The 21,387-nt window shown below is 40.7% G+C and carries 12 protein-coding genes, 8 tRNA genes, 3 rRNA genes and 1 other annotated feature; of the genes, 7 read left to right on the top strand and 16 right to left on the bottom strand.

The window, feature by feature from the left end; translation table 11 throughout:
* The first annotated feature begins 204 nt into the window (after nucleotides 1–204).
* The 4 genes from AC4BB2_RS13180 (at nucleotide 205) to AC4BB2_RS13195 (ending at nucleotide 4,276) form a co-directional block, all read left to right on the top strand.
* Nucleotides 205–2,139, top strand: coding sequence for an FAD-dependent oxidoreductase (locus AC4BB2_RS13180; RefSeq protein WP_490473360.1), 1,935 nt, complete (start codon nucleotides 205–207; stop codon nucleotides 2,137–2,139).
* Nucleotides 2,140–2,250: 111 nt separating this feature from the next.
* Nucleotides 2,251–2,673: a NusG domain II-containing protein gene (locus AC4BB2_RS13185; RefSeq protein ID WP_490473361.1), complete on the top strand. Its 423-nt coding sequence runs from the start codon at nucleotides 2,251–2,253 to the stop codon at nucleotides 2,671–2,673.
* Between the two features lie 16 nt (nucleotides 2,674–2,689).
* Entirely contained in the window at nucleotides 2,690–3,250 is a 561-nt protein-coding gene (locus tag AC4BB2_RS13190) for a Gx transporter family protein (RefSeq protein WP_490473362.1), read from the top strand.
* A gap of 39 nt (nucleotides 3,251–3,289) precedes the next feature.
* Entirely contained in the window at nucleotides 3,290–4,276 is a 987-nt protein-coding gene (locus tag AC4BB2_RS13195; protein WP_490473363.1) for a polyprenyl synthetase family protein, read from the top strand.
* Between the two features lie 38 nt (nucleotides 4,277–4,314).
* Here AC4BB2_RS13195 and gor read toward each other — a convergent pair whose 3' ends face one another.
* From gor to AC4BB2_RS13275, 16 genes are all read right to left on the bottom strand, one after another.
* Nucleotides 4,315–5,667: a glutathione-disulfide reductase gene (gene gor / locus AC4BB2_RS13200; RefSeq protein ID WP_490473364.1), complete on the bottom strand. Its 1,353-nt coding sequence runs from the start codon at nucleotides 5,665–5,667 to the stop codon at nucleotides 4,315–4,317.
* Between the two features lie 66 nt (nucleotides 5,668–5,733).
* Nucleotides 5,734–6,975 (bottom strand): peptidase U32 family protein, encoded by a 1,242-nt coding sequence (locus AC4BB2_RS13205; protein ID WP_490473365.1) that lies wholly within the window; start codon nucleotides 6,973–6,975, stop codon nucleotides 5,734–5,736.
* Nucleotides 6,976–6,988: 13 nt separating this feature from the next.
* Nucleotides 6,989–7,909, bottom strand: coding sequence for a peptidase U32 family protein (locus tag AC4BB2_RS13210; RefSeq protein ID WP_490473366.1), 921 nt, complete (start codon nucleotides 7,907–7,909; stop codon nucleotides 6,989–6,991).
* Between the two features lie 402 nt (nucleotides 7,910–8,311).
* Nucleotides 8,312–10,801, bottom strand: a complete 2,490-nt coding sequence (locus AC4BB2_RS13215; protein ID WP_490473367.1) for an ATP-dependent Clp protease ATP-binding subunit — start codon at nucleotides 10,799–10,801, stop codon at nucleotides 8,312–8,314.
* Between the two features lie 4 nt (nucleotides 10,802–10,805).
* The gene (locus tag AC4BB2_RS13220; RefSeq protein WP_490473368.1) at nucleotides 10,806–11,273 is read right to left on the bottom strand and encodes a CtsR family transcriptional regulator; all 468 of its coding nucleotides are present in this window, start codon (nucleotides 11,271–11,273) and stop codon (nucleotides 10,806–10,808) included.
* A gap of 171 nt (nucleotides 11,274–11,444) precedes the next feature.
* Nucleotides 11,445–11,518: transfer RNA gene (locus AC4BB2_RS13225), tRNA-Pro, on the bottom strand.
* A gap of 85 nt (nucleotides 11,519–11,603) precedes the next feature.
* Nucleotides 11,604–11,677, bottom strand: a tRNA-Arg gene (locus AC4BB2_RS13230).
* An 11-nt stretch (nucleotides 11,678–11,688) separates the two neighbouring features.
* Nucleotides 11,689–11,774 (bottom strand) — tRNA-Leu (locus AC4BB2_RS13235).
* A 15-nt stretch (nucleotides 11,775–11,789) separates the two neighbouring features.
* Nucleotides 11,790–11,861, bottom strand: a tRNA-Gly gene (locus tag AC4BB2_RS13240).
* A gap of 8 nt (nucleotides 11,862–11,869) precedes the next feature.
* Nucleotides 11,870–11,942, bottom strand: a tRNA-Thr gene (locus AC4BB2_RS13245).
* 32 nt (nucleotides 11,943–11,974) lie between these two features.
* Nucleotides 11,975–12,056, bottom strand: a tRNA-Leu gene (locus AC4BB2_RS13250).
* A gap of 12 nt (nucleotides 12,057–12,068) precedes the next feature.
* Nucleotides 12,069–12,141: transfer RNA gene (locus AC4BB2_RS13255), tRNA-Lys, on the bottom strand.
* Nucleotides 12,142–12,147: 6 nt separating this feature from the next.
* Nucleotides 12,148–12,220: transfer RNA gene (locus tag AC4BB2_RS13260), tRNA-Val, on the bottom strand.
* A gap of 14 nt (nucleotides 12,221–12,234) precedes the next feature.
* Nucleotides 12,235–12,350: ribosomal RNA gene (rrf, locus tag AC4BB2_RS13265) — 5S ribosomal RNA — on the bottom strand.
* 95 nt (nucleotides 12,351–12,445) lie between these two features.
* Nucleotides 12,446–15,357: ribosomal RNA gene (locus AC4BB2_RS13270) — 23S ribosomal RNA — on the bottom strand.
* 285 nt (nucleotides 15,358–15,642) lie between these two features.
* Nucleotides 15,643–17,203 (bottom strand): 16S ribosomal RNA (locus tag AC4BB2_RS13275).
* Together the 16S, 23S and 5S rRNA genes with 8 tRNA genes alongside form the textbook arrangement of a ribosomal RNA operon.
* 658 nt (nucleotides 17,204–17,861) lie before the next feature.
* Here AC4BB2_RS13275 and croR point away from each other — a divergent pair.
* The 3 genes from croR (at nucleotide 17,862) to serS (ending at nucleotide 21,318) form a co-directional block, all read left to right on the top strand.
* Nucleotides 17,862–18,551 (top strand): response regulator transcription factor CroR, encoded by a 690-nt coding sequence (croR, locus tag AC4BB2_RS13280; protein WP_010766703.1) that lies wholly within the window; start codon nucleotides 17,862–17,864, stop codon nucleotides 18,549–18,551.
* Entirely contained in the window at nucleotides 18,541–19,692 is a 1,152-nt protein-coding gene (gene croS, locus AC4BB2_RS13285) for a sensor histidine kinase CroS (RefSeq protein WP_490474704.1), read from the top strand. Before croR ends, croS begins: the two co-directional genes overlap by 11 nt.
* Before the next feature lie 43 nt (nucleotides 19,693–19,735).
* Nucleotides 19,736–19,944, top strand: a binding site (T-box leader).
* Nucleotides 19,945–20,046: 102 nt separating this feature from the next.
* Nucleotides 20,047–21,318: a serine--tRNA ligase gene (serS, locus tag AC4BB2_RS13290; protein WP_490473369.1), complete on the top strand. Its 1,272-nt coding sequence runs from the start codon at nucleotides 20,047–20,049 to the stop codon at nucleotides 21,316–21,318.
* Nucleotides 21,319–21,387 lie beyond the last annotated feature (69 nt).

Below are 21,387 nucleotides of genomic sequence, written 5' to 3' on the forward strand. Positions count from 1 at the left end.
TCTATAGAAAATTTTGATTATGTCAAACACATTTATAAAAGAAAGACAAAATTTTACCCATTTTTCACGCTTTTTTAATAAAAAAAAATTATTCCCTCTATTTATGAATTGTTATTAGACAAAAACAAAAAATGGCTTTATAATGAATTCGATTGTGTATTTATTATCATTTTATATTTCATTTTTTTAAGGAGCGGATTATCAATGACAAAGCAAAAAATTGTCGTTGTGGGAGCTGGTTATGCTGGAGTTTCAGCAACTAAATTTTTAGCCAAAAAATTAAAAAAAGATTCTGACGTTGAGATTACTCTAATTGATCGTCATTCTTACCACACCATGATGACTGAGTTGCACGAAGTAGCTGGAGGACGCGTTGAACCTTCTGCGATTCAATATGACTTACAACGTTTATTCTCACGTAAAAAGAATGTTAATCTTGTAACAGACACTGTAACTGGTATTGATAAAGACAAAAAAGTCGTTCAAACAAAGTTAGGTTCTTATGAATTTGACCAATTGATTATCGGTATGGGTGGCGAGCCAAATGATTTTGGTACTCCAGGCGTAAAAGAACATGGATTTACTCTATGGTCTTTTGAAAATGCTCTGAAAATTCGCGAACATATTTTGGAAACAGTTGAAAAAGCAGCAATCGAACCAGATCCAGAAGTTCGTAAAGCGATGCTAACATTTGTTGTCTGCGGTTCAGGATTTACTGGTATCGAAATGGTCGGCGAACTAATCGACTGGAAAGATCGTCTTGCAAAAGACTTCAAACTTGATCCTAATGAATTTACATTAATGGTCGTTGAAGCAATGCCGACAATCTTAAACATGTTATCTCGTAATGATGCAGCCAAAGCTGAACGTTATTTAGAGAAGAAAAATGTTAAATTATTACTTAACGCACCAATCGTTGAAGTGGCTGCAGATCACATCAAATTAAAAGATGGTTCTTCTGTTGCAACCCACACATTGATTTGGACTGCTGGTGTTAAAGCGACTTCTGACGCTGCTGACTTCGGTTTGGAATCAGCTCGTGGTAATCGTTTGATTGCAAATGAATTTATGCAAGCCAAAGGATACGAAGACAAAAACATTTATATCGTTGGTGACTTGGTCTATTATGAAGAGTTTCCTGAAACACCAACACCTCAAATCGTTCAAGCAGCTGAACAAACGGGTCACACAGCAGCAGCTAATATTGTTGCTGATATTAAAGGGACTGAAAAACATAAGTTCAAAGGAAATTATCAAGGATTCATGGTTTCTGTCGGCTCTAAATGGGGCGTAGCAAACCTATTTGATAAAATTCACCTTAGCGGCTTCTTAGCAATCATTATGAAGCACATCGTTAACTTGAAATATTTCTTTGATATCCGTTCTGGTTATTATATGTTCCAATATATTATGCATGAATTCTTCCATATTAAAGATGACCGTAATGTAACACGAGGACATTCTTCTCGTTACGGCAACGTTTTATGGAGCGTACCACTACGTGTATTCTACGGAACAGTTTGGTTAGTAGAATCAATGAAGAAAATTGTTGGAAACGGTGATTACTTAAAACCAAGCACTTGGTTTGGCGAAGGTTCATGGTTTACTGATAAAGTTGTCTTCCCATTCCCTTGGTTGCAAGAACAAGTTACAACAGGTGCATCTGCAGCTGCTGAAACAACAACTGCAGCAAGCGGTGCCGGAGCAGACGCGGCAGCTGATACAGCAACTAAAGCTGCTCACTTTGGTTTAAGCTATGCATACGGTGAAGAACCAATGCAAGTTTTCGATCATATGCCTAAATGGTTTGAAAGTGTGATGAAATTCATGATGCCAAACCAAGACGTTGCTTTATTCATGCAAAAATTCATGACAATCGTTGAAGTCTTGATTGCTTTAGCCTTGATCGCTGGATTATTCACATGGTTAAGCAGTGCTGCTACAATCGGTTTAACTGTTGCTTTCTGTCTATCAGGTATGTTCTATTGGGTAAACATCTGGTTTATCTTTGTAGCCTTCGCTTTAATGAATGGTTCTGGGCGTGCACTTGGTTTAGACCGTTGGGTTATCCCTTGGTTACAACGTAAACTAGGTAAATGGTGGTACGGAACACCTAAATCCAGATACGGCAGTAAATAATTAGTCCTTTTATAGTAAAAATCTAAGAGAGTTCTAGGTTTACTCCTAGAACTTTCTTTTCTCATTATGATAGATGAGTCAAAACTAAAAACTACAAAGGAGAGGAAAGAAGTGAATTTTAAAGAATTTATTCAAAAAAGTTATTTGCGCCCTTGGGATATTGTAATTATTTTACTTTTAGCCCTCAGTTCTTTCTTGCCCCTTGTTGTTTTTGGCATACAAAATACAGCACCAGCTGACGCAACAAAACAAGCCGTATTAAAAGTGGATGGTGAAGTAATCAAAGTCTTTGATTTAAAAGAAGATGGACCCACTTATACATATAAATATGAGGATTCTGATGGTGATTATAATTTGATCGAGGTAAGTGGAGATAAAATTCGTATGGTGGAATCAAATTGCGGAGATCAAATCTGCGTACAACGTGGTTGGATATCTAAAGCGGGAGAAACACCGATTGCTTGCCTACCCCACAATCTATTCATCACAGTTGAGGCTTCTGACGGGAGTGAAGATGGCAGTTTGATTTATTAAACAATGTCAGTATATTATGAGCAAATTACAAAAAAACATCTATATTTCCATGCTAGTTGCCCAAGGTATAATTATTGGATTGATTGAAAATATGATTCCTTACCCCTTTGCTTTTGCTCCTGGCGCAAAACTGGGTCTAGCTAACTTAATTACGATCATTGCCATTTTTACAATGCGAAAAAGAGATAGTTTCTTTCTAGTTTGTATGCGTCTAATTCTGACGACTTTACTAGGCGGAACAATCTCTACATTCTTTTATAGTGCCAGTGGTGCTTTACTCAGTTATTTAGGAATGCTTATTATCATGCAGCTAGGACCTAAACGTGTCAGTATTATCGGTATTAGCGCAGCTGGAGGCTTCTTGCATAATGTTGGACAACTATTAACCACTTGCTTCTTTGCCCAATCATGGGCTCCTATGCTCTATCTGCCGTTCCTTTCGATTATTGGTCTATTATCTGGTATCGCTATAGGAATTGCAGCCAATTATCTATTGCGTCATGTTCAAACCTTACGGCAATTTCAATTAAATTATGAATCGACAACAAAACATAAATGGAGTCAATATTTCCAGTAATATTATAGTCTGATCCAGTACAACCAAAGGAGTCATTTTATGAACATTCATCCAATGTGGAAAAAATATCCTGAACTTGCAAAAGAATTAAACAGCACATTAAAGCTGATGGAAAACAGTGTTAACCTAAAAAATAAAGAAGTAGAACATGCGGTCATGTCTATGATCCATTCTGGAGGCAAATTATTGCGTCCAGCCTATCAACTTTTATTTTCGCAATTTGGTGAGAAGAAAGAAGCAAAAAAAGCTATCGCCTTAGCTGCGGCTATTGAGTTATTGCACACAGCAACATTGATACACGATGATATTGTAGACGATGCAGACATTAGAAGAAATTTACCCACTATTCGTTCTCAATTCGGCAATAGTACCGCAGTTTATGCTGGGGATTATCTATTTGTTAGCTGTTTCAAACTTTTAGCGGACTACTCTTCTTCTTTAAAAAGTATCCAGTTAAACTCTAGAAGTATGGAAAAAATATTAAGTGGCGAATTAGGTCAAATGGACAATCGCTACAATCTTGAGATGACCATCGATCAATACCTAGAGAACATTTCTGGTAAAACTGCCGAACTTTTTTCACTAAGTTGCTTTGTCGGTGCATACGAGAGCGGGACAACAGAACGATTTGCTAAAAATTGTGGAAAAATCGGTGAAAGTATTGGAATTGCCTTTCAAATTATCGATGACGTTTTAGACTATACCCAAAGTCCAGAACAAATTGGCAAGCCCGTATTGGAAGATGTTCGTCAGGGAATTTATTCACTACCACTTTTATATGCCTTAGAAGAAGGACGGGAAACCTTGGTTCCTTATCTAGAAAAAGGAGCATCATTAACTGAAGCTGAAACAAATAAAATCTACGAACTCGTCCATTCGTTTAACGGAGTTGCTAAAGCTCAAAAACTTGCAAAAACGTATACGCAACAAGCATTAAAAGGAATTAGTAAGTTACCTGAAACATCTACCGGTGCTAAAAGTGAGTTATTGACGATCACACAAGCAATTCTTGCACGAACAAACTAAAAACAAGGATAAAACGTTAACCGTTTTATCCTTGTTTTTTATCTCATCGTCACAAATTCTTCTGAACCTGTCGGATGAATGGCAACTGTATTATCGAAATCTTTCTTCGTAGCCCCCATTTTAATAGCTACTGCAAAACCTTGGAGCATTTCATCTACGCCAAGACCTATTCCATGTAACCCAACAATTTTTTCTTCCTCACCTACACAAACCAACTTCATATCGCATTTTTGACGATATTCACCTAATGCAAAATACATTGGTGTAAAAGTAGATTGGTAGATTTTGATATTTTCATCACCATATTTTTCGACTGCTTCCTTTTCTGTTAAACCAACTGTAGCAATCGGAGGATGTGTAAAGACCACCGTTGGTATCGTCTCGTAATCTAAATGCTCATTGACTTTCCCATTAAATAGGCGTTCTGATAATCTTCTTCCTGCCGCAATCGCAACAGGTGTTAAATCAATTTTTCCAATGACATCTCCTACAGCATAGATACCTGATTGTGTAGTGTTTTGAAACTTATCTACTTTCACAATACCGTGATCGCCCAACTCAACTTGAGTATTCTCTAACCCTAGTGAATCAGTATTCGGTCGACGACCCGTTCCATAAATAACACAGTCTGCAGTAATTTTAGTTCCATTTTCAAACGTAATTTCTAACGCTCCTGATTCAAGTTTTTCAATCGAACGAGGAGTACAATGAGGATAAATATGCATCCCATCTTTACGATAGTGCTCAACGACTTTTTCAGATAACAGTTCATCAAAATCACGTAGAGGACGTTCATTTCTAAAAGCCCAGTGTGTTTCAGACCCCAGCCCGTTGACCGTTCCAGCAAGTTCTGCTGCTATATAGCCAGCTCCTACAAAAACCACGCGCTTAGGCAACTCTTCTAATGCAAAAAAGCCATTAGAATCAATCGCATACTCCCCACCAGGAATATCCAATTTTACAGGTCGTCCGCCTGTTGCAATCAAAATGTGCGGTGCAGTATATGTTTCTTCCCCAGCCTTGACCGTATGATCATCAATAAACGTTGCATACTCAGATAACACTTCAACATTATTACTGTCTAACCCACGATGATAAGCAGCATGTAAATTATTGATATAAGCTTCACGATTTTGAACAAGTTCTTTAAAATTAAATGCCTTTAACTCCACATCAAATCCGTAGCCTTCTGTGTCTCGTTTCATCATTTCCATCATGGAACTTGCTTGCCACATGACTTTTTTTGGTACACAACCAACATTAACACAGGTTCCACCAATGTCAGAAGCTTCAATCAGTAAAACTTTGGCACCATGCATACCAGCACGATTTGCTGAAGCGATACCGCCACTTCCTCCGCCAATCACGATGTAATCATATTGTTTTGACATAGTTTCACTTGCCTTTCCTGCAATGAAAGGGATAAGCCGTAACAGCCGATCCCTCAATCACTTTATTTATTTTTTCTTACGAATCATATCTCCAATTGCTACTGGATTTTCAACCGGCATTGTTAAAATCATCATTGGATTTGGTGCACGGTCAATCGATTCACCATCTTCATTATACATAATTTCTACCCTTTGATGGAAGTGATTGAACCCAGGTCCGTAAAATTCAATCTCATCACCTACGCTGAAATGGTTTCTTTGACGTATGGTTGCAACTTTTGTTTCAGGATCATAAGCCATAACTTCTCCAATAAATTTATATTGAGGAATCTTGCGGCGTTCTCCAAATAATTGCTCTTCATCTGTTGGTACATGATAATAAAAACCAGTTGAAAGCTCTCTTTGAGCCACTTTCCAAAGTTCGTCAATCCATTCTTGTTTGCATTCATAGTTTTCCGGATCTTCCATATACGTATCAACAGCTTTTTTATATACATTAGCCACAGTTGAAACGTAATGGATAGATTTCATCCGTCCTTCGATTTTAAAGCTGTCCACTCCATTTTGGATCAATTCAGGAATATGCTGGATCATGGCCATATCAACGGCACTCATTGAAAACTCTTCTTCTACTTCACCTTTATCAGTTAAGTTTGTCCGCTGACCACCAAACGGCATATCGTATAACTCATATTTCCAGCGGCAAGATTGAGAACAGCCACCGCGGTTCGCATCACGCATTGACATGTGATTAGACAACGTACATCTACCAGAATATGAAATACACATTGCTCCGTGGATAAACGCTTCAATCTCCACATCTGTATTTTTTCGAATTTCTGCCACTTCGTCCATTGATACTTCACGAGCTAGAACAACACGCTCCAACCCTTCGTTTTTCCAAAATTCCAGTGTTTCATAATTTGTAGCTGAGGCTTGTGTCGACAAATGGATCGGTAAACCTGGTGCTTCCGATGCACAAATTTCAATCAAAGCTGGATCAGAGACGATTACTGCAGAAATACCAACATCTCGTATTTCTCTAAAAAATTCTCCTGCTCCTTCTTGATTTCCTTCATGAGTGACCATATTTGCCGCCACATAGACTTTTGCACCATGTTCTTTAGCGAACTCTACCCCTTCGATCATATCTTCTTTTGTAAAGTTTCCTGCGCGACTGCGTAATCCGTAAGCATTCCCGCCAATATAAACGGCATCTGCACCATAATGAATGGCTGTTTTTAGTTTTTCTAGCGTCCCTGCTGGTGCTAAGACCTCAGGACGCTTCAATGTTCGTTCGTTTGTCATATGTTTTTTCTCCTTATTTTATCTCATCTGGATCTAAATCAAAAAATCCAATATCTAATCCACGATTTTCTGGATGTAATGCTTCGATTTGTTCGATTGATTTTTGAGCATGCTCACTCGACCAAAGACCCGCTTTGATTTGTTCTTTTGCATCTACGAATAATTTAGCTACTTCTACAAAATTTTGACCTGGTGCATAGATTCCATCGAGTTTCCACTTTGTGTAATTATGTTCATGTAGTTTGCCAAGTTCACCGATTAAATTTACATCATTGTCCGCAAAAATATGTGTACCGTGGCTATCTTCATAAATAGAATAGTGTGTTTCTTCTTTTTTCGGTTCAGATATAAATAAACCACGTTCTTTACTGACTGACTCATCACTTTTTGTAAAATTATAGTAGTTTTGCAGTAAAGGTCGTTTTGATTGATGAATACATGTGGCGCCATATACAAGTATTTCTGCTGGAACCATCAAATTATCTTTCATGGCTTTCATTTCTTCAAAGGGAACCTCACGTGCTAACACGGCTCCAACCGATCCACGTTTCGCCCAGAAATTAATTTGACGGGAGCTAGTCACTAGCGTTTCACCATCATAGATGTAAGGAATATCAATATTATCCCGCTGCATTACAAACACAACACCTGGATCGCCAACCGTTACTTGATCTACGTTAATCTCCTTTAAAAACGTTAAATATTCCGGAACTTGCTTCATCTTTTCTGGATGCATAATCCCGTTTAGTGCAACAGTGACTTTTTTACCAGCTTCATGAGCCTTTTCAGTAATCATTCGCTGTTCCTCACGAGAAAACGATATTGGCAAGCGTAACCCAAACATTTCTTCTCCAATATATAAAGTGTCCACCCCTACTGCTAACAACGCCTCTGCTTGTTCGACGGACTCAGCAGTTGCAATAAGTTCAATCATTTTGTATCCTCCCTTAAAGGCTGAACAGGTTGTCCATCCCTTGAATCTAGATAATTTTAAAACTGAATACACAAGCTTAGCATCGACTAAATGATAGTAAAAGTTGAAATATGACACTTTTAGTCACAGGCAAATTTTGTCTTTTTTTCCGAGATGCTAGTTCATAAAGCTAAGTAGCTTAAATCGCTCATTCAACTAAAATTATTTGGCACTTTTTTTTATTTTTGTAGCCTTCTAACGACTGTTTTATAGTAGCACAGGTTCACAAACTTTCCAATAGCCTCTCTTTATTTTAACGAACTTTTTTCACAAATCAGCTCCTCTATTCTTTTTTATTTTCCCTAAAATTAAAAATACCGAAGCAGGTGATTTAACACTGCTTCGGTATTTCGATAGTTATAATCAAACGGATTGTAAGACTGGTTCTTGTTTAGGTGATTTAACATTCAAGGTTATCTTCCCTTTGCTTGCCCCAACTGTCACTTTATCGCCTAAATGAATCTGACCAGAAAGTAGCGCTTCACTTAAACGATCTTCCACTTCTTTTTGTAGTGCTCTTCGAATCGGTCTTGCACCATATTCAGGATCAAAACCAACTTTGCCGATTACTTCAATTGCAGCTGCTGTGATTTTCACATTGACATCTTGTTCTCTCAAACGTTGAACAATTGATTTACTCATGATTTTCACAATCTCGTGAATTTCAGCTTGATCTAGCGAGCGGAAGACTACTGTTTCATCGACACGATTTAAAAATTCAGGACGGAAAGCTTTTTTTAATTCTTCCAGAATCCGTTTTTGCATCGCATCGTAATCTTTCGTCAAATCTTTCACATTGAACCCGACATTTTTTTCTTCACGAATCGCTGTTGCACCAATATTTGAAGTCATAATCAAAATCGTATTTCTAAAATCAACTTTACGTCCTTTAGAATCAGTTAAATGACCATCATCTAATACTTGTAATAAAATATTAAATACATCTGGATGTGCTTTTTCTACTTCATCTAACAAGATAACAGAATATGGTTTTTGACGGATTTTTTCAGTTAATTGTCCGCCTTCTTCATACCCAACATAACCTGGGGGCGAACCAATCAAACGGCTAGTGCTGTATTTTTCCATAAATTCTGACATATCCACTCGGACAAGAGAATCTTCACTGCCAAACATTGTTTCAGCTAAAGCTTTCGCAAGCTCCGTTTTACCAACACCTGTTGGGCCTAAGAACATAAATGAACCAATTGGTCTGTTTGGATCTTTTAACCCACTACGGGCGCGTCGAATTGCACGTGAAACAGCTTGAACAGCTTCATCTTGTCCAACAACCCTGTGGTGTAAGATACTTTCTAATTCCAGTAAACGTTCACTTTCTTTTTTCTCTAACTGTTGTAAAGGAACACCTGTCCATTGTGAAACAACATTTGCGACATCTTGCTCAGTAACACGATTTCCATAGCCCGATGCTTCTTTTTCTTCCAACATTAGAATATTTTCTAGTTTTCGAGCCAATTTTTTCTCTTTTTGGCGTAACCTTGCTGCACTTTCAAAAGATTGAGTCTGGATTGCTTCTTCTTTTTCTTGAATCAAACGAGCAATTTCCAAACGCAAATTATTGATTTCAGAAGGTTCATCGGCTAAATCTAAACGAACTTTTGCAGCCGACTCATCCATCAAGTCAATAGCTTTATCAGGTAATTGACGAGAATTAATATAACGTACCGATAAATGAACTGCTGCATGTAAGGCATCGTCAGTAATTTCTACCCCATGATGTTCTTCATAACGGGAACGCAGACCTTTTAAAATTTCCTCTGCTTCTTCAGGCGTCGGTTCATCAACTTGCACTCGAGCAAAACGACGTTCTAAAGCAGAATCTTTTTCAATATATTTTTGGTACTCATCTAGTGTTGTTGCACCGATCGTTTGCAGTTCACCACGAGCAAGAGCTGGCTTCAAAATATTAGATGCATCAATCGCACCTTCTGCACCGCCCGCACCGATTAAAGTATGCAATTCATCGATAAATAAAATCACTTGTCCATCTTGATAAATTTCATCAATCACTTTTTTCAAACGATCTTCAAACTCACCACGATATTTCGTGCCAGCAACTAAGGCACCCATGTCTAGCATCATCAAACGTTTTTCCAACATATCCTCAGGTACTTCACCATTGACGATTTTTTGAGCTAAACCTTCTGCGATTGCTGTTTTACCAACACCAGGTTCTCCGACCAAAACAGGATTATTTTTAGTTCTGCGGCTTAATATTTGGATTAAACGTCTAACTTCTTGTGAACGTCCAACGACAGGATCCAAATCGTTTTCACGTGCTAATTTTGTTAAATCACGTGCTAAAGAATCTAACGTTGGTGTTCCTTTAGGAGCTGATTTTTGAGCTTGGTTATTGCGACGACGCCCAACGTTACCGCTCATTTGTGGATCAGTAACTCCTATTTTCTTCATTACTAATTGACGCATCTTTGATAGACTTAAACCTAAATTCAATAAAATACGGGAAGCTAGTATATCTTCATCTCTTAATAATCCCAGTAAAATGTGTTCTGTTCCTATATTAGGTGCTCCTAAGCGTTTAGCTTCATCACCAGCATAAGCAAAAACTTGTTTTGCACGAGGAGAATAAGGTAAATATGCACCTTTAGGATATCCTTTAACCGTTCCATATCCAGTTAAATGTTCAATCTCTTCACGGATATCATTTTTATCTGCGCTTAACTGGCGCAAAGCTTTCCCAGCAATTCCGTTTGGCTCCAACACCAAAGCTAACAATAAATGTTCTGAGCCCACGGATTGATGCCTAAAATATTTTGCTTCTTCTTGTGCAATAGCTAAAACCGCCTTGGCACTTTCTGTAAATAATTCGTCCATACTATCATTCCTCCTCGTAACTCAAACGTTCTAAAAATGAATGCATCAATTGAGCACGTAAATAATCTTCATCAGATCCTGCTTTGCCCAATACTTGTTTTCCAAGTACAGACAACATAATATTTCCTTCTCTTTTCGTGATTACGTCTTCTTCATACAACTTCTGTACAAAGATCAGTGCATCTTTTTCTGAGAGTTCATTCCCTGTAAATTGGGCGATTTGTTTTAACAACTGGTCACTATCAGAAATTTGTACCTTTGCGATTCTGATATAGCCGCCACCACCACGTTTACTTTCAACAGAGTACCCACGTTGAATTGTAAAACGCGTGTTGATTACATAATTAATCTGGGAAGGAACACAATTGAATAAGTGAGCCATTTCCGCTCTACGAATTTCAATCTTACTGCTTTCTTCAAGAATCTTCTTTAAATACGCTTCTATTAAATCTGAAGTATTTTGATTACTCATCACACTCATCCTTTTCCCTTGACTAATACTGACCTTAATTATACATAATTTCAAGTGTTTAATAAAGAAGAATGCCCAATTTGATAAGAAAAGATAAATATGTTTGGATATCTAATGTTTATCATTAACGATTAAACAAAAAAGAACAGAGTAATTACTCTGTTCTAAAAATCGGGAAGACAGGATTCGAACCTGCGACCCCTTGGTCCCAAACCAAGTGCTCTACCAAGCTGAGCTACTTCCCGTAGCTATAATAATAAAAAAAGACTAAACGCTTAAAAGGAATCAAGTTCTTTGAACCTTCTAATCCGCAGTCAAACATTTTAACTATGCACCCAAAGGGAGTCGAACCCCTAACCTTTTGATTCGTAGTCAAACACTCTATCCAGTTGAGCTATGGGTGCTACATTACTAATGCCGAGGACCGGAATCGAACCGGTACGGTGATCACTCACCGCAGGATTTTAAGTCCTGTGCGTCTGCCAGTTCCGCCACCCCGGCGAAAAGAACAAGCTAAGCGGAAAACGGGGTTCGAACCCGCGACCCCCACCTTGGCAAGGTGGTGCTCTACCACTGAGCTATTTCCGCAATTTGGATGCCGGCTAAAGGATTTGAACCCTCGACCCTCTGATTACAAATCAGATGCTCTACCAACTGAGCTAAGCCGGCGTATTTGCCTAGTTATGAAACGAGACTAAAAATGCGGGTGAAGGGACTTGAACCCCCACGCCGTAAGGCGCTAGATCCTAAATCTAGTGCGTCTGCCAATTCCGCCACACCCGCAAAATATTTCTATGAGCCGTGCAGGGCTCGAACCTGCGACCCTCTGATTAAAAGTCAGATGCTCTACCAACTGAGCTAACGGCTCAAAAAATGGAGGTTGACGGGATCGAACCGCCGACCCCCTGCTTGTAAGGCAGGTGCTCTCCCAGCTGAGCTAAACCTCCAAGACAACACTTTAGCGTGGCGACGTCCTACTCTCACAAAGGGAAACCCTTCACTACAATCGGCGCTAAGAAGCTTAACTTCTGTGTTCGGCATGGGAACAGGTGTATCCTTCTCGCTATCGCCACCACACTGGGTGTTGTTACTATTAAGTTGAGTGATTATTCACTCAAAACTGGATTGAAGTAGTAATCAAAGCTTCCGAAAAACTTTTTTATTTCGTTTCTTTGGTTAAGTCCTCGACCGATTAGTATTGGTCCGCTCCGTACATCACTGCACTTCCACTTCCAACCTATCTACCTGATCATCTCTCAGGGGTCTTACTTTCTTAAAGAAATGGGAAATCTCATCTTGAGGTGGGCTTCACACTTAGATGCTTTCAGCGTTTATCCCTTCCCTACATAGCTACCCAGCAATGCCCTTGGCAGAACAACTGGTACACCAGCGGTAAGTCCATCCCGGTCCTCTCGTACTAAGGACAGCTCCTCTCAAATTTCCAACGCCCGCGACGGATAGGGACCGAACTGTCTCACGACGTTCTGAACCCAGCTCGCGTGCCGCTTTAATGGGCGAACAGCCCAACCCTTGGGACCGACTACAGCCCCAGGATGCGACGAGCCGACATCGAGGTGCCAAACCTCCCCGTCGATGTGGACTCTTGGGGGAGATAAGCCTGTTATCCCCAGGGTAGCTTTTATCCGTTGAGCGATGGCCCTTCCATGCGGAACCACCGGATCACTAAGCCCGACTTTCGTCCCTGCTCGACTTGTAAGTCTCGCAGTCAAGCTCCCTTCTGCCTTTACACTCTGCGAATGATTTCCAACCATTCTGAGGGAACCTTTGGGCGCCTCCGTTACCTTTTAGGAGGCGACCGCCCCAGTCAAACTGCCCACCTGACACTGTCTCCCACCGCGATAAGCGGTGCGGGTTAGAGGGTTCATAACACAAGGGTAGTATCCCACCAGCGCCTCCACCGAAACTAGCGTTCCGGGTTCATCGGCTCCTACCTATCCTGTACATGTGGTACAAACACTCAATATCAAGCTACAGTAAAGCTCCATGGGGTCTTTCCGTCCTGTCGCGGGTAACCTGCATCTTCACAGGTACTAAAATTTCACCGAGTCTCTCGTTGAGACAGTGCCCAAATCGTTACGCCTTTCGTGCGGGTCGGAACTTACCCGACAAGGAATTTCGCTACCTTAGGACCGTTATAGTTACGGCCGCCGTTTACTGGGGCTTCAATTCTGAGCTTCGCCGAAGCTAACCCATCCTCTTAACCTTCCAGCACCGGGCAGGCGTCAGCCCCTATACGTCATCTTTCGATTTTGCAGAGACCTGTGTTTTTGATAAACAGTCGCTTGGGCCTATTCACTGCGGCTGACCGAAGTCAGCACCCCTTCTCCCGAAGTTACGGGGTCATTTTGCCGAGTTCCTTAACGAGAGTTCGCTCGCTCACCTTAGGATACTCTCCTCGACTACCTGTGTCGGTTTACGGTACGGGCAGTTGTTTTCTCACTAGAAGCTTTTCTTGACAGTGTGACATCAGGAACTTCGGTACTATTATTTCCCTCCCCATCACAGCTTGTCCGTACAGAGTAAAGCATTTGACTCTACTCAAGACTTACTGCTTGGACATGCACTTCCAGTCGCATGCATTCCTTAGCCTCCTGCGTCCCTCCATTGCTCAAACAAAAACAACTGGTACAGGAATATCAACCTGTTGTCCATCGCCTACGCCTATCGGCCTCGGCTTAGGTCCCGACTAACCCTGGGCGGACGAGCCTTCCCCAGGAAACCTTAGTCATACGGTGGACGGGATTCTCACCCGTCTTTCGCTACTCATACCGGCATTCTCACTTCTAAGCGCTCCAGCCGTCCTCACGATCGACCTTCAACGCCCTTAGAACGCTCTCCTACCATTACACCAGAGGTGTAATCCACAGCTTCGGTAAACTATTTAGCCCCGGTACATTTTCGGCGCAGGGTCACTCGACTAGTGAGCTATTACGCACTCTTTAAATGGTGGCTGCTTCTGAGCCAACATCCTAGTTGTCTGTGCAACCCCACATCCTTTTCCACTTAATAGTTATTTTGGGACCTTAGCTGGTGGTCTGGGCTGTTTCCCTTTCGACTACGGATCTTATCACTCGCAGTCTGACTCCCGGATATAAATGAATGGCATTCGGAGTTTATCTGAATTCGGTAACCCGAGATGGGCCCCTAGTCCAAACAGTGCTCTACCTCCATCATTCTTAATTCCGAGGCTAGCCCTAAAGCTATTTCGGAGAGAACCAGCTATCTCCAAGTTCGTTTGGAATTTCTCCGCTACCCACAGCTCATCCCCGCACTTTTCAACGTACGTGGGTTCGGTCCTCCAGTGCGTTTTACCACACCTTCAACCTGGCCATGGGTAGATCACATGGTTTCGGGTCTACGACTACATACTCATTCGCCCTATTCAGACTCGCTTTCGCTGCGGCTCCGTCTCTTCAACTTAACCTCGCATGCAATCGTAACTCGCCGGTTCATTCTACAAAAGGCACGCCATCACCCATTAACGGGCTTTGACTTGTTGTAGGCACACGGTTTCAGGATCTATTTCACTCCCCTTCCGGGGTGCTTTTCACCTTTCCCTCACGGTACTGGTTCACTATCGGTCATTAGGGAGTATTTAGCCTTGCGGGATGGTCCCCGCGGATTCCGACGGAATTTCTCGTGTTCCGCCGTACTCAGGATCCTCCTAGGTGTTGCCAACATTTCGTCTACGGGGCTATTACCCTCTTTAGCGGACCTTTCCAAGTCCTTCGACTATCTTGACAGACTACCACAACGGAGTCCTACAACCCCAACAAGCAAGCTTGTTGGTTTGGGCTCTTCCCGTTTCGCTCGCCGCTACTCAGGGAATCGAATTTTCTTTCTCTTCCTGCAGGTACTTAGATGTTTCAGTTCTCTGCGTCTACCTCTAACCAGCTATGTATTCACTGGAAAGTAACATCCTATAAAAGATGCTGGGTTTCCCCATTCGGAAATCTCTGGATCATAGCTCACTTACAGCTCCCCAAAGCATATCGGTGTTAGTCCCGTCCTTCATCGGCTCCTAATGCCAAGGCATCCACCGTGCGCCCTTATTCACTTAACCTTACGATCTTACGATCGGTTTTGTTTGGTTCGTTTCTCTAGCGATAGAGGCGTCACCAATAAAATAAGCTTCGAACAATTTTAATTAAAAAACTCATTCAACGCGGTGTTCTCGGTTTGTTTTGATTACTTTTTTACTTCAATATCCAGTTTTCAATGAACAATTCGTTTGAGAGAAACATATAATAAGAAAAATAACCAACGGTTATTCTCTATTTATAAGAGTAAACCTCTCAAAACTGAACAAAGTATCGACGAATGTGTAAGTTTCCGTAATATTCCTTAGAAAGGAGGTGATCCAGCCGCACCTTCCGATACGGCTACCTTGTTACGACTTCACCCCAATCATCTATCCCACCTTAGGCGGCTGGCTCCACAAGGGTTACCTCACCGACTTCGGGTGTTACAAACTTTCGTGGTGTGACGGGCGGTGTGTACAAGGCCCGGGAACGTATTCACCGCGGCGTGCTGATCCGCGATTACTAGCGATTCCGGCTTCATGTAGGCGAGTTGCAGCCTACAATCCGAACTGAGAGAAGCTTTAAGAGATTTGCATGACCTCGCGGCCTAGCGACTCGTTGTACTTCCCATTGTAGCACGTGTGTAGCCCAGGTCATAAGGGGCATGATGATTTGACGTCATCCCCACCTTCCTCCGGTTTGTCACCGGCAGTCTCGCTAGAGTGCCCAACTGAATGATGGCAACTAACAATAAGGGTTGCGCTCGTTGCGGGACTTAACCCAACATCTCACGACACGAGCTGACGACAACCATGCACCACCTGTCACTTTGTCCCCGAAGGGAAAGCTCTATCTCTAGAGTGGTCAAAGGATGTCAAGACCTGGTAAGGTTCTTCGCGTTGCTTCGAATTAAACCACATGCTCCACCGCTTGTGCGGGCCCCCGTCAATTCCTTTGAGTTTCAACCTTGCGGTCGTACTCCCCAGGCGGAGTGCTTAATGCGTTAGCTGCAGCACTGAAGGGCGGAAACCCTCCAACACTTAGCACTCATCGTTTACGGCGTGGACTACCAGGGTATCTAATCCTGTTTGCTCCCCACGCTTTCGAGCCTCAGCGTCAGTTACAGACCAGAGAGTCGCCTTCGCCACTGGTGTTCCTCCATATATCTACGCATTTCACCGCTACACATGGAATTCCACTCTCCTCTTCTGCACTCAAGTCTCCCAGTTTCCAATGACCCTCCCCGGTTGAGCCGGGGGCTTTCACATCAGACTTAAGAAACCGCCTGCGCTCGCTTTACGCCCAATAAATCCGGACAACGCTTGCCACCTACGTATTACCGCGGCTGCTGGCACGTAGTTAGCCGTGGCTTTCTGGTTAGATACCGTCAAGGTAAGAGCAGTTACTCTCCTACTTGTTCTTCTCTAACAACAGAGTTTTACGATCCGAAAACCTTCTTCACTCACGCGGCGTTGCTCGGTCAGACTTTCGTCCATTGCCGAAGATTCCCTACTGCTGCCTCCCGTAGGAGTCTGGGCCGTGTCTCAGTCCCAGTGTGGCCGATCACCCTCTCAGGTCGGCTATGCATCATGGCCTTGGTGAGCCGTTACCTCACCAACTAGCTAATGCACCGCGGGTCCATCCATCAGTGACACCCGAAAGCGTCTTTCAAATCAACACCATGCGGTGTCGACTATTATGCGGTATTAGCACCTGTTTCCAAGTGTTATCCCCCTCTGATGGGTAGGTTACCCACGTGTTACTCACCCGTCCGCCACTCCTCTTTTCAAATGAGTGCAAGCACTCGGTAGAAAAGAAGCGTTCGACTTGCATGTATTAGGCACGCCGCCAGCGTTCGTCCTGAGCCAGGATCAAACTCTCATAATAAAAGTTGAACACAATCCGAAGATTGTTAAGCTCATTTGGTTGCTAGCATATTGCTTCGCTTTTGTTAAAAATTGTTGTTTGTTTTTACCGTTGTAAAAACAACCTACACATTTGGTTCGTCTTACTTTGTTCAGTTTTCAAAGGCCTACTTTGTTACCTCGCAGCAACTTTTATATCATATCAAATCAACGATTTGATGTCAACACTTTTTTTCAAAAGTTTCAAAGTTTTTTTCTGCTTGTTGTTGTCGAGTCTTTCTTGACAACTTCATTAGTTTATCAGGTTGTTTGTTATTTGTCAACAACTTTCTTCCTGATTTTTCAAGTTTTTTTAAAACTCGAATTGTTATTCTATTTTTGTCGTTTGGCGTTTTTCATCAGTGCCTTGCGACAAGATATAATATACCAAGTTTCAGTGCTTTGGTCAACTAAAATTTGCACTTTTTTTAAAGTTTTTTTCGTTACCGATTGTTTTATTACTTTTGTTCTTTATTGTTCGTTTTTAAGGAGGAAAACTTGCTTTTTAGTGTCAATTCTTAAATTTTGGTAACATATTCTAAATTTCCCGTAACTTCGCTTTGGTTTTGTCAATTTTTCCGAATATTTGTTAGAATAGAAAAGAAGAATTCTACTATTAGTATATGGAGGAAATGAATGATATGAAAATTTTAGTTGCTGATGATGATAAAGAAATCGTTGAACTACTGAGTATTTATATTCACAACGAAGGCTACGAGGTAGTCAAAGCTTACGATGGAAAGGAAGCTTTATCCAAGATTCGAACGATTTCAGATATTGATTTACTCATCTTAGATATTATGATGCCTATTATGGATGGGATGCAAGTAGTCAAAGAGTTACGAAAAGAATCCCAAATCCCAATCATTATGCTTACTGCTAAAACTACAGATATGGATAAAATCAAAGGTCTAGTGGCTGGTGCAGATGATTATGTGACCAAACCTTTCAATCCTTTAGAAGTCATGGCTCGTGTTAAGTCTATTTTGAGACGTAGTCAAATGCAGCTTAAAGCAGACGAGCCTGATGTACTTGAAATTGGATCATTGATCATCAATAAAGATTCTCATGAAGTCAAAACGGTTGATGGAAAAGAAATTCAGTTAACTGCGTTAGAATTTGGTATTTTGTACTTACTAGCTAGTCATCCAAATCGAGTTTTCAGTGCAGACGAAATTTTCGAACGTGTGTGGCAACAAGAAAGTATTGTTTCTGCAAAAACAGTTATGGTTCATGTCAGTCACTTGAGAGATAAGATTGAAGAGGCAACTGGTGGAGAAAAAGTCATTCAAACAGTTTGGGGAGTGGGATATAAAATCGATGCTCGTTAGACAAAAGAAAATAGAAAAGCAAAAACGGATTACCTTAACATCAAAAGAAATCAGCGAACTACTCGCTGAAGGAATCGTCACGATTATCCTCTTGCTTCTATTAAATGTCTCAATTACGGTTATTCTCAGCGGCAGCCAAACATTACAAGGGCTTATCTGGGCAACTAAAGGGGCTTTCGCTGAAGAGTTGAAAACTGATTTATTTTGGAGTTGGGGGAAATTCATCATCCCTATCTTTTTTGTGGTTGATGTCGGTGTACTGTATTGGCGCCTCATTCGTCGTTATCGGCAAATGCAGTTGCGTCACATTATCAGCGAGCTACATTATATCGCTGACGGTAACTATGATCATCGTATTCCTTTTGAATTAAGCGGCGACTTAGCAAAAGTTGTTACTAGTATTAATGGTTTAGTTGATAGCACCGTAGCAGCTATTGAGGATGAACGTAAAATCGAAAAATCAAAAGATGAACTAATTACAAATGTTAGTCACGACATCAGAACACCTTTAACTTCTATTATAGGGTATTTAGGTTTGATTGAAGATCGTCAGTTTAATAATGAAGAAGACTTATTAAAATACACCCACACTGCTTATGTGAAAGCCAAACAAATGAAACTACTAGTAGACGATCTTTTTGAATATACAAAAGTCAGACAACCCTCTGTCCCTATTAATACGATTAACTTTGATATGGCTCAATTAGTTGAGCAACTTGCCGCGGATTTTGAGTTAGAAGCCGATAAAAATAATATGAAGATTCAGGTAAACGCTAATCCTGAATCAATAAAAATGGATGGTGATACGGAAAAACTAGTACGTGTCTTCAATAATTTATTATCCAACGCACTGAAATATGGTAAAGGCGGTAAGAATATTGTTATTGACGTGGAAAAAGTTGGTACTGAAGCTGTCATTGCTGTGAGAAATGATGGTCCTCCAATTCCAAAAAAATCTTTAGATCAATTGTTCGATCGTTTCTATCGTGTAGAAGAATCACGCTCACAAGAAACAGGAGGAACTGGTTTAGGTTTAGCTATTGCGCAGAGCATTGTAGCTCTACATGGTGGATATATCTATGCAACTTCTGATAATCATTGGACATCTTTTATCATTCACTTACCTTTAAAACGAAATTGATTGACTGAGGTTGACATTCAAATGAAAATTTTGTATTCTAGTGACAAGCAAAGAGAAAAAGTATTTATAGTTCTGAATCAAAGAGAGTTTGCGGTGGTGAGAGCAAATATTCTACTATAAAGAAGTCCGTCTCTTTTAGATGCGTTTGACGAAATAAGTTGAACCGGCAGCAACCGTTACCTGCATTTACAAGGGCAGCATTATAGCTGAACTTGGGTGGTACCGCGAAATTCAAGTCATTTCGTCCCAAGAATTTTTTTCTGGGGACGGAGTGACTTTTTTATTTTGCTACAATATTATCTAGATTCAAGGCTGAAAGAGCTCTTTTAGCTTTTAAAACAAGGAGGAGTAATTATGTTAGATGTAAAAATGATTCGTCAAAATTTTAATGATGTTCAAGCAAAACTGAAAACCCGTGGTGTTAAAGAAGAGGTTCTAGTCGAGTTTTTACGCTTAGATGAAAGCCGACGTAATTTATTAGTGAAATCAGAAGAACTGAAAAAGTATCGTAACGATGTGTCTGCAGAAATCGCACAATTAAAACGTAACAAAGAAGATGCATCCGCAAAAATCAATGAAATGAAAGAAGTTGGCGGCAATATCAAAGCTTTGGATACTGAAATCGAAGATATTGATGCCAAACTTCAAGAAATTTCTACAACATTACCAAATCTCCCTCATGACTCTGTACCTGTAGGAGCAGATGAAGAGGATAATGTTGAAGTACGTCGTTGGAGTGAACCTAGAAGTTTTGCTTTTGAACCAAAACCTCATTGGGATGTAGCAGAAAATTTAGATATTCTTGATTTTGAACGAGGAGCAAAAGTATCAGGAAGTCGTTTTGTTTACTATAAAGGTCTTGGTGCTAGACTAGAACGGGCATTATACAATTTTATGCTAGATATGCACGTCTATGATCATGGATATACTGAAATGATGACGCCTTATATCGTAAACAGTAATTCTATGTTTGGTACAGGACAATTTCCTAAGTTTAAAGAAGATGTTTTCCAATTAGAGGGTACAGATATGACGTTGATTCCAACAGCTGAAGTTCCTTTAACAAACTACTATAATAATGAAATTTTAGATAGTAAAGATTTACCTATCTATTTCACAGCTCTTAGCCCATCTTTCCGCTCTGAAGCTGGAAGTGCTGGTCGTGATACACGAGGCTTGATCCGTCTGCATCAATTCAATAAAGTTGAAATGGTAAAATTCAGTGATGCGGAGCATTCTTATGAAGAATTAGAAAAAATGACAGCTAATGCGGAAGATATTTTACAAAAATTGAATCTACCTTATCGTGTGATGTCGCTTGCTACAGGTGATATGGGCTTCTCTGCTGCTAAAACCTATGACTTAGAAGTCTGGATCCCAGCCCAAAACGCCTATAGAGAAATCAGTTCTTGTTCAAACTGTGAAGATTTCCAAGCCCGTCGTGCTATGATCCGCTACCGTGATGAAAACGACAAAGTTCAATATGCTCATACTTTAAACGGCTCTGGTTTAGCTGTCGGTCGGACTGTTGCTGCTATTTTGGAAAATTACCAAAACGAAGATGGCTCAGTAACGATTCCTGAAGTATTAGTTCCTTATATGGGTAATTTGAAATTAATTAAATAAATAAAAAGAATCACTAATTTCCCCCCATGACTGTTGAAAGTATAAAACAAGCATGATACATTAAAATGA

It is taken from the genome of Enterococcus sp. AAFC-DPL-5146 (genome assembly GCF_058216635.1).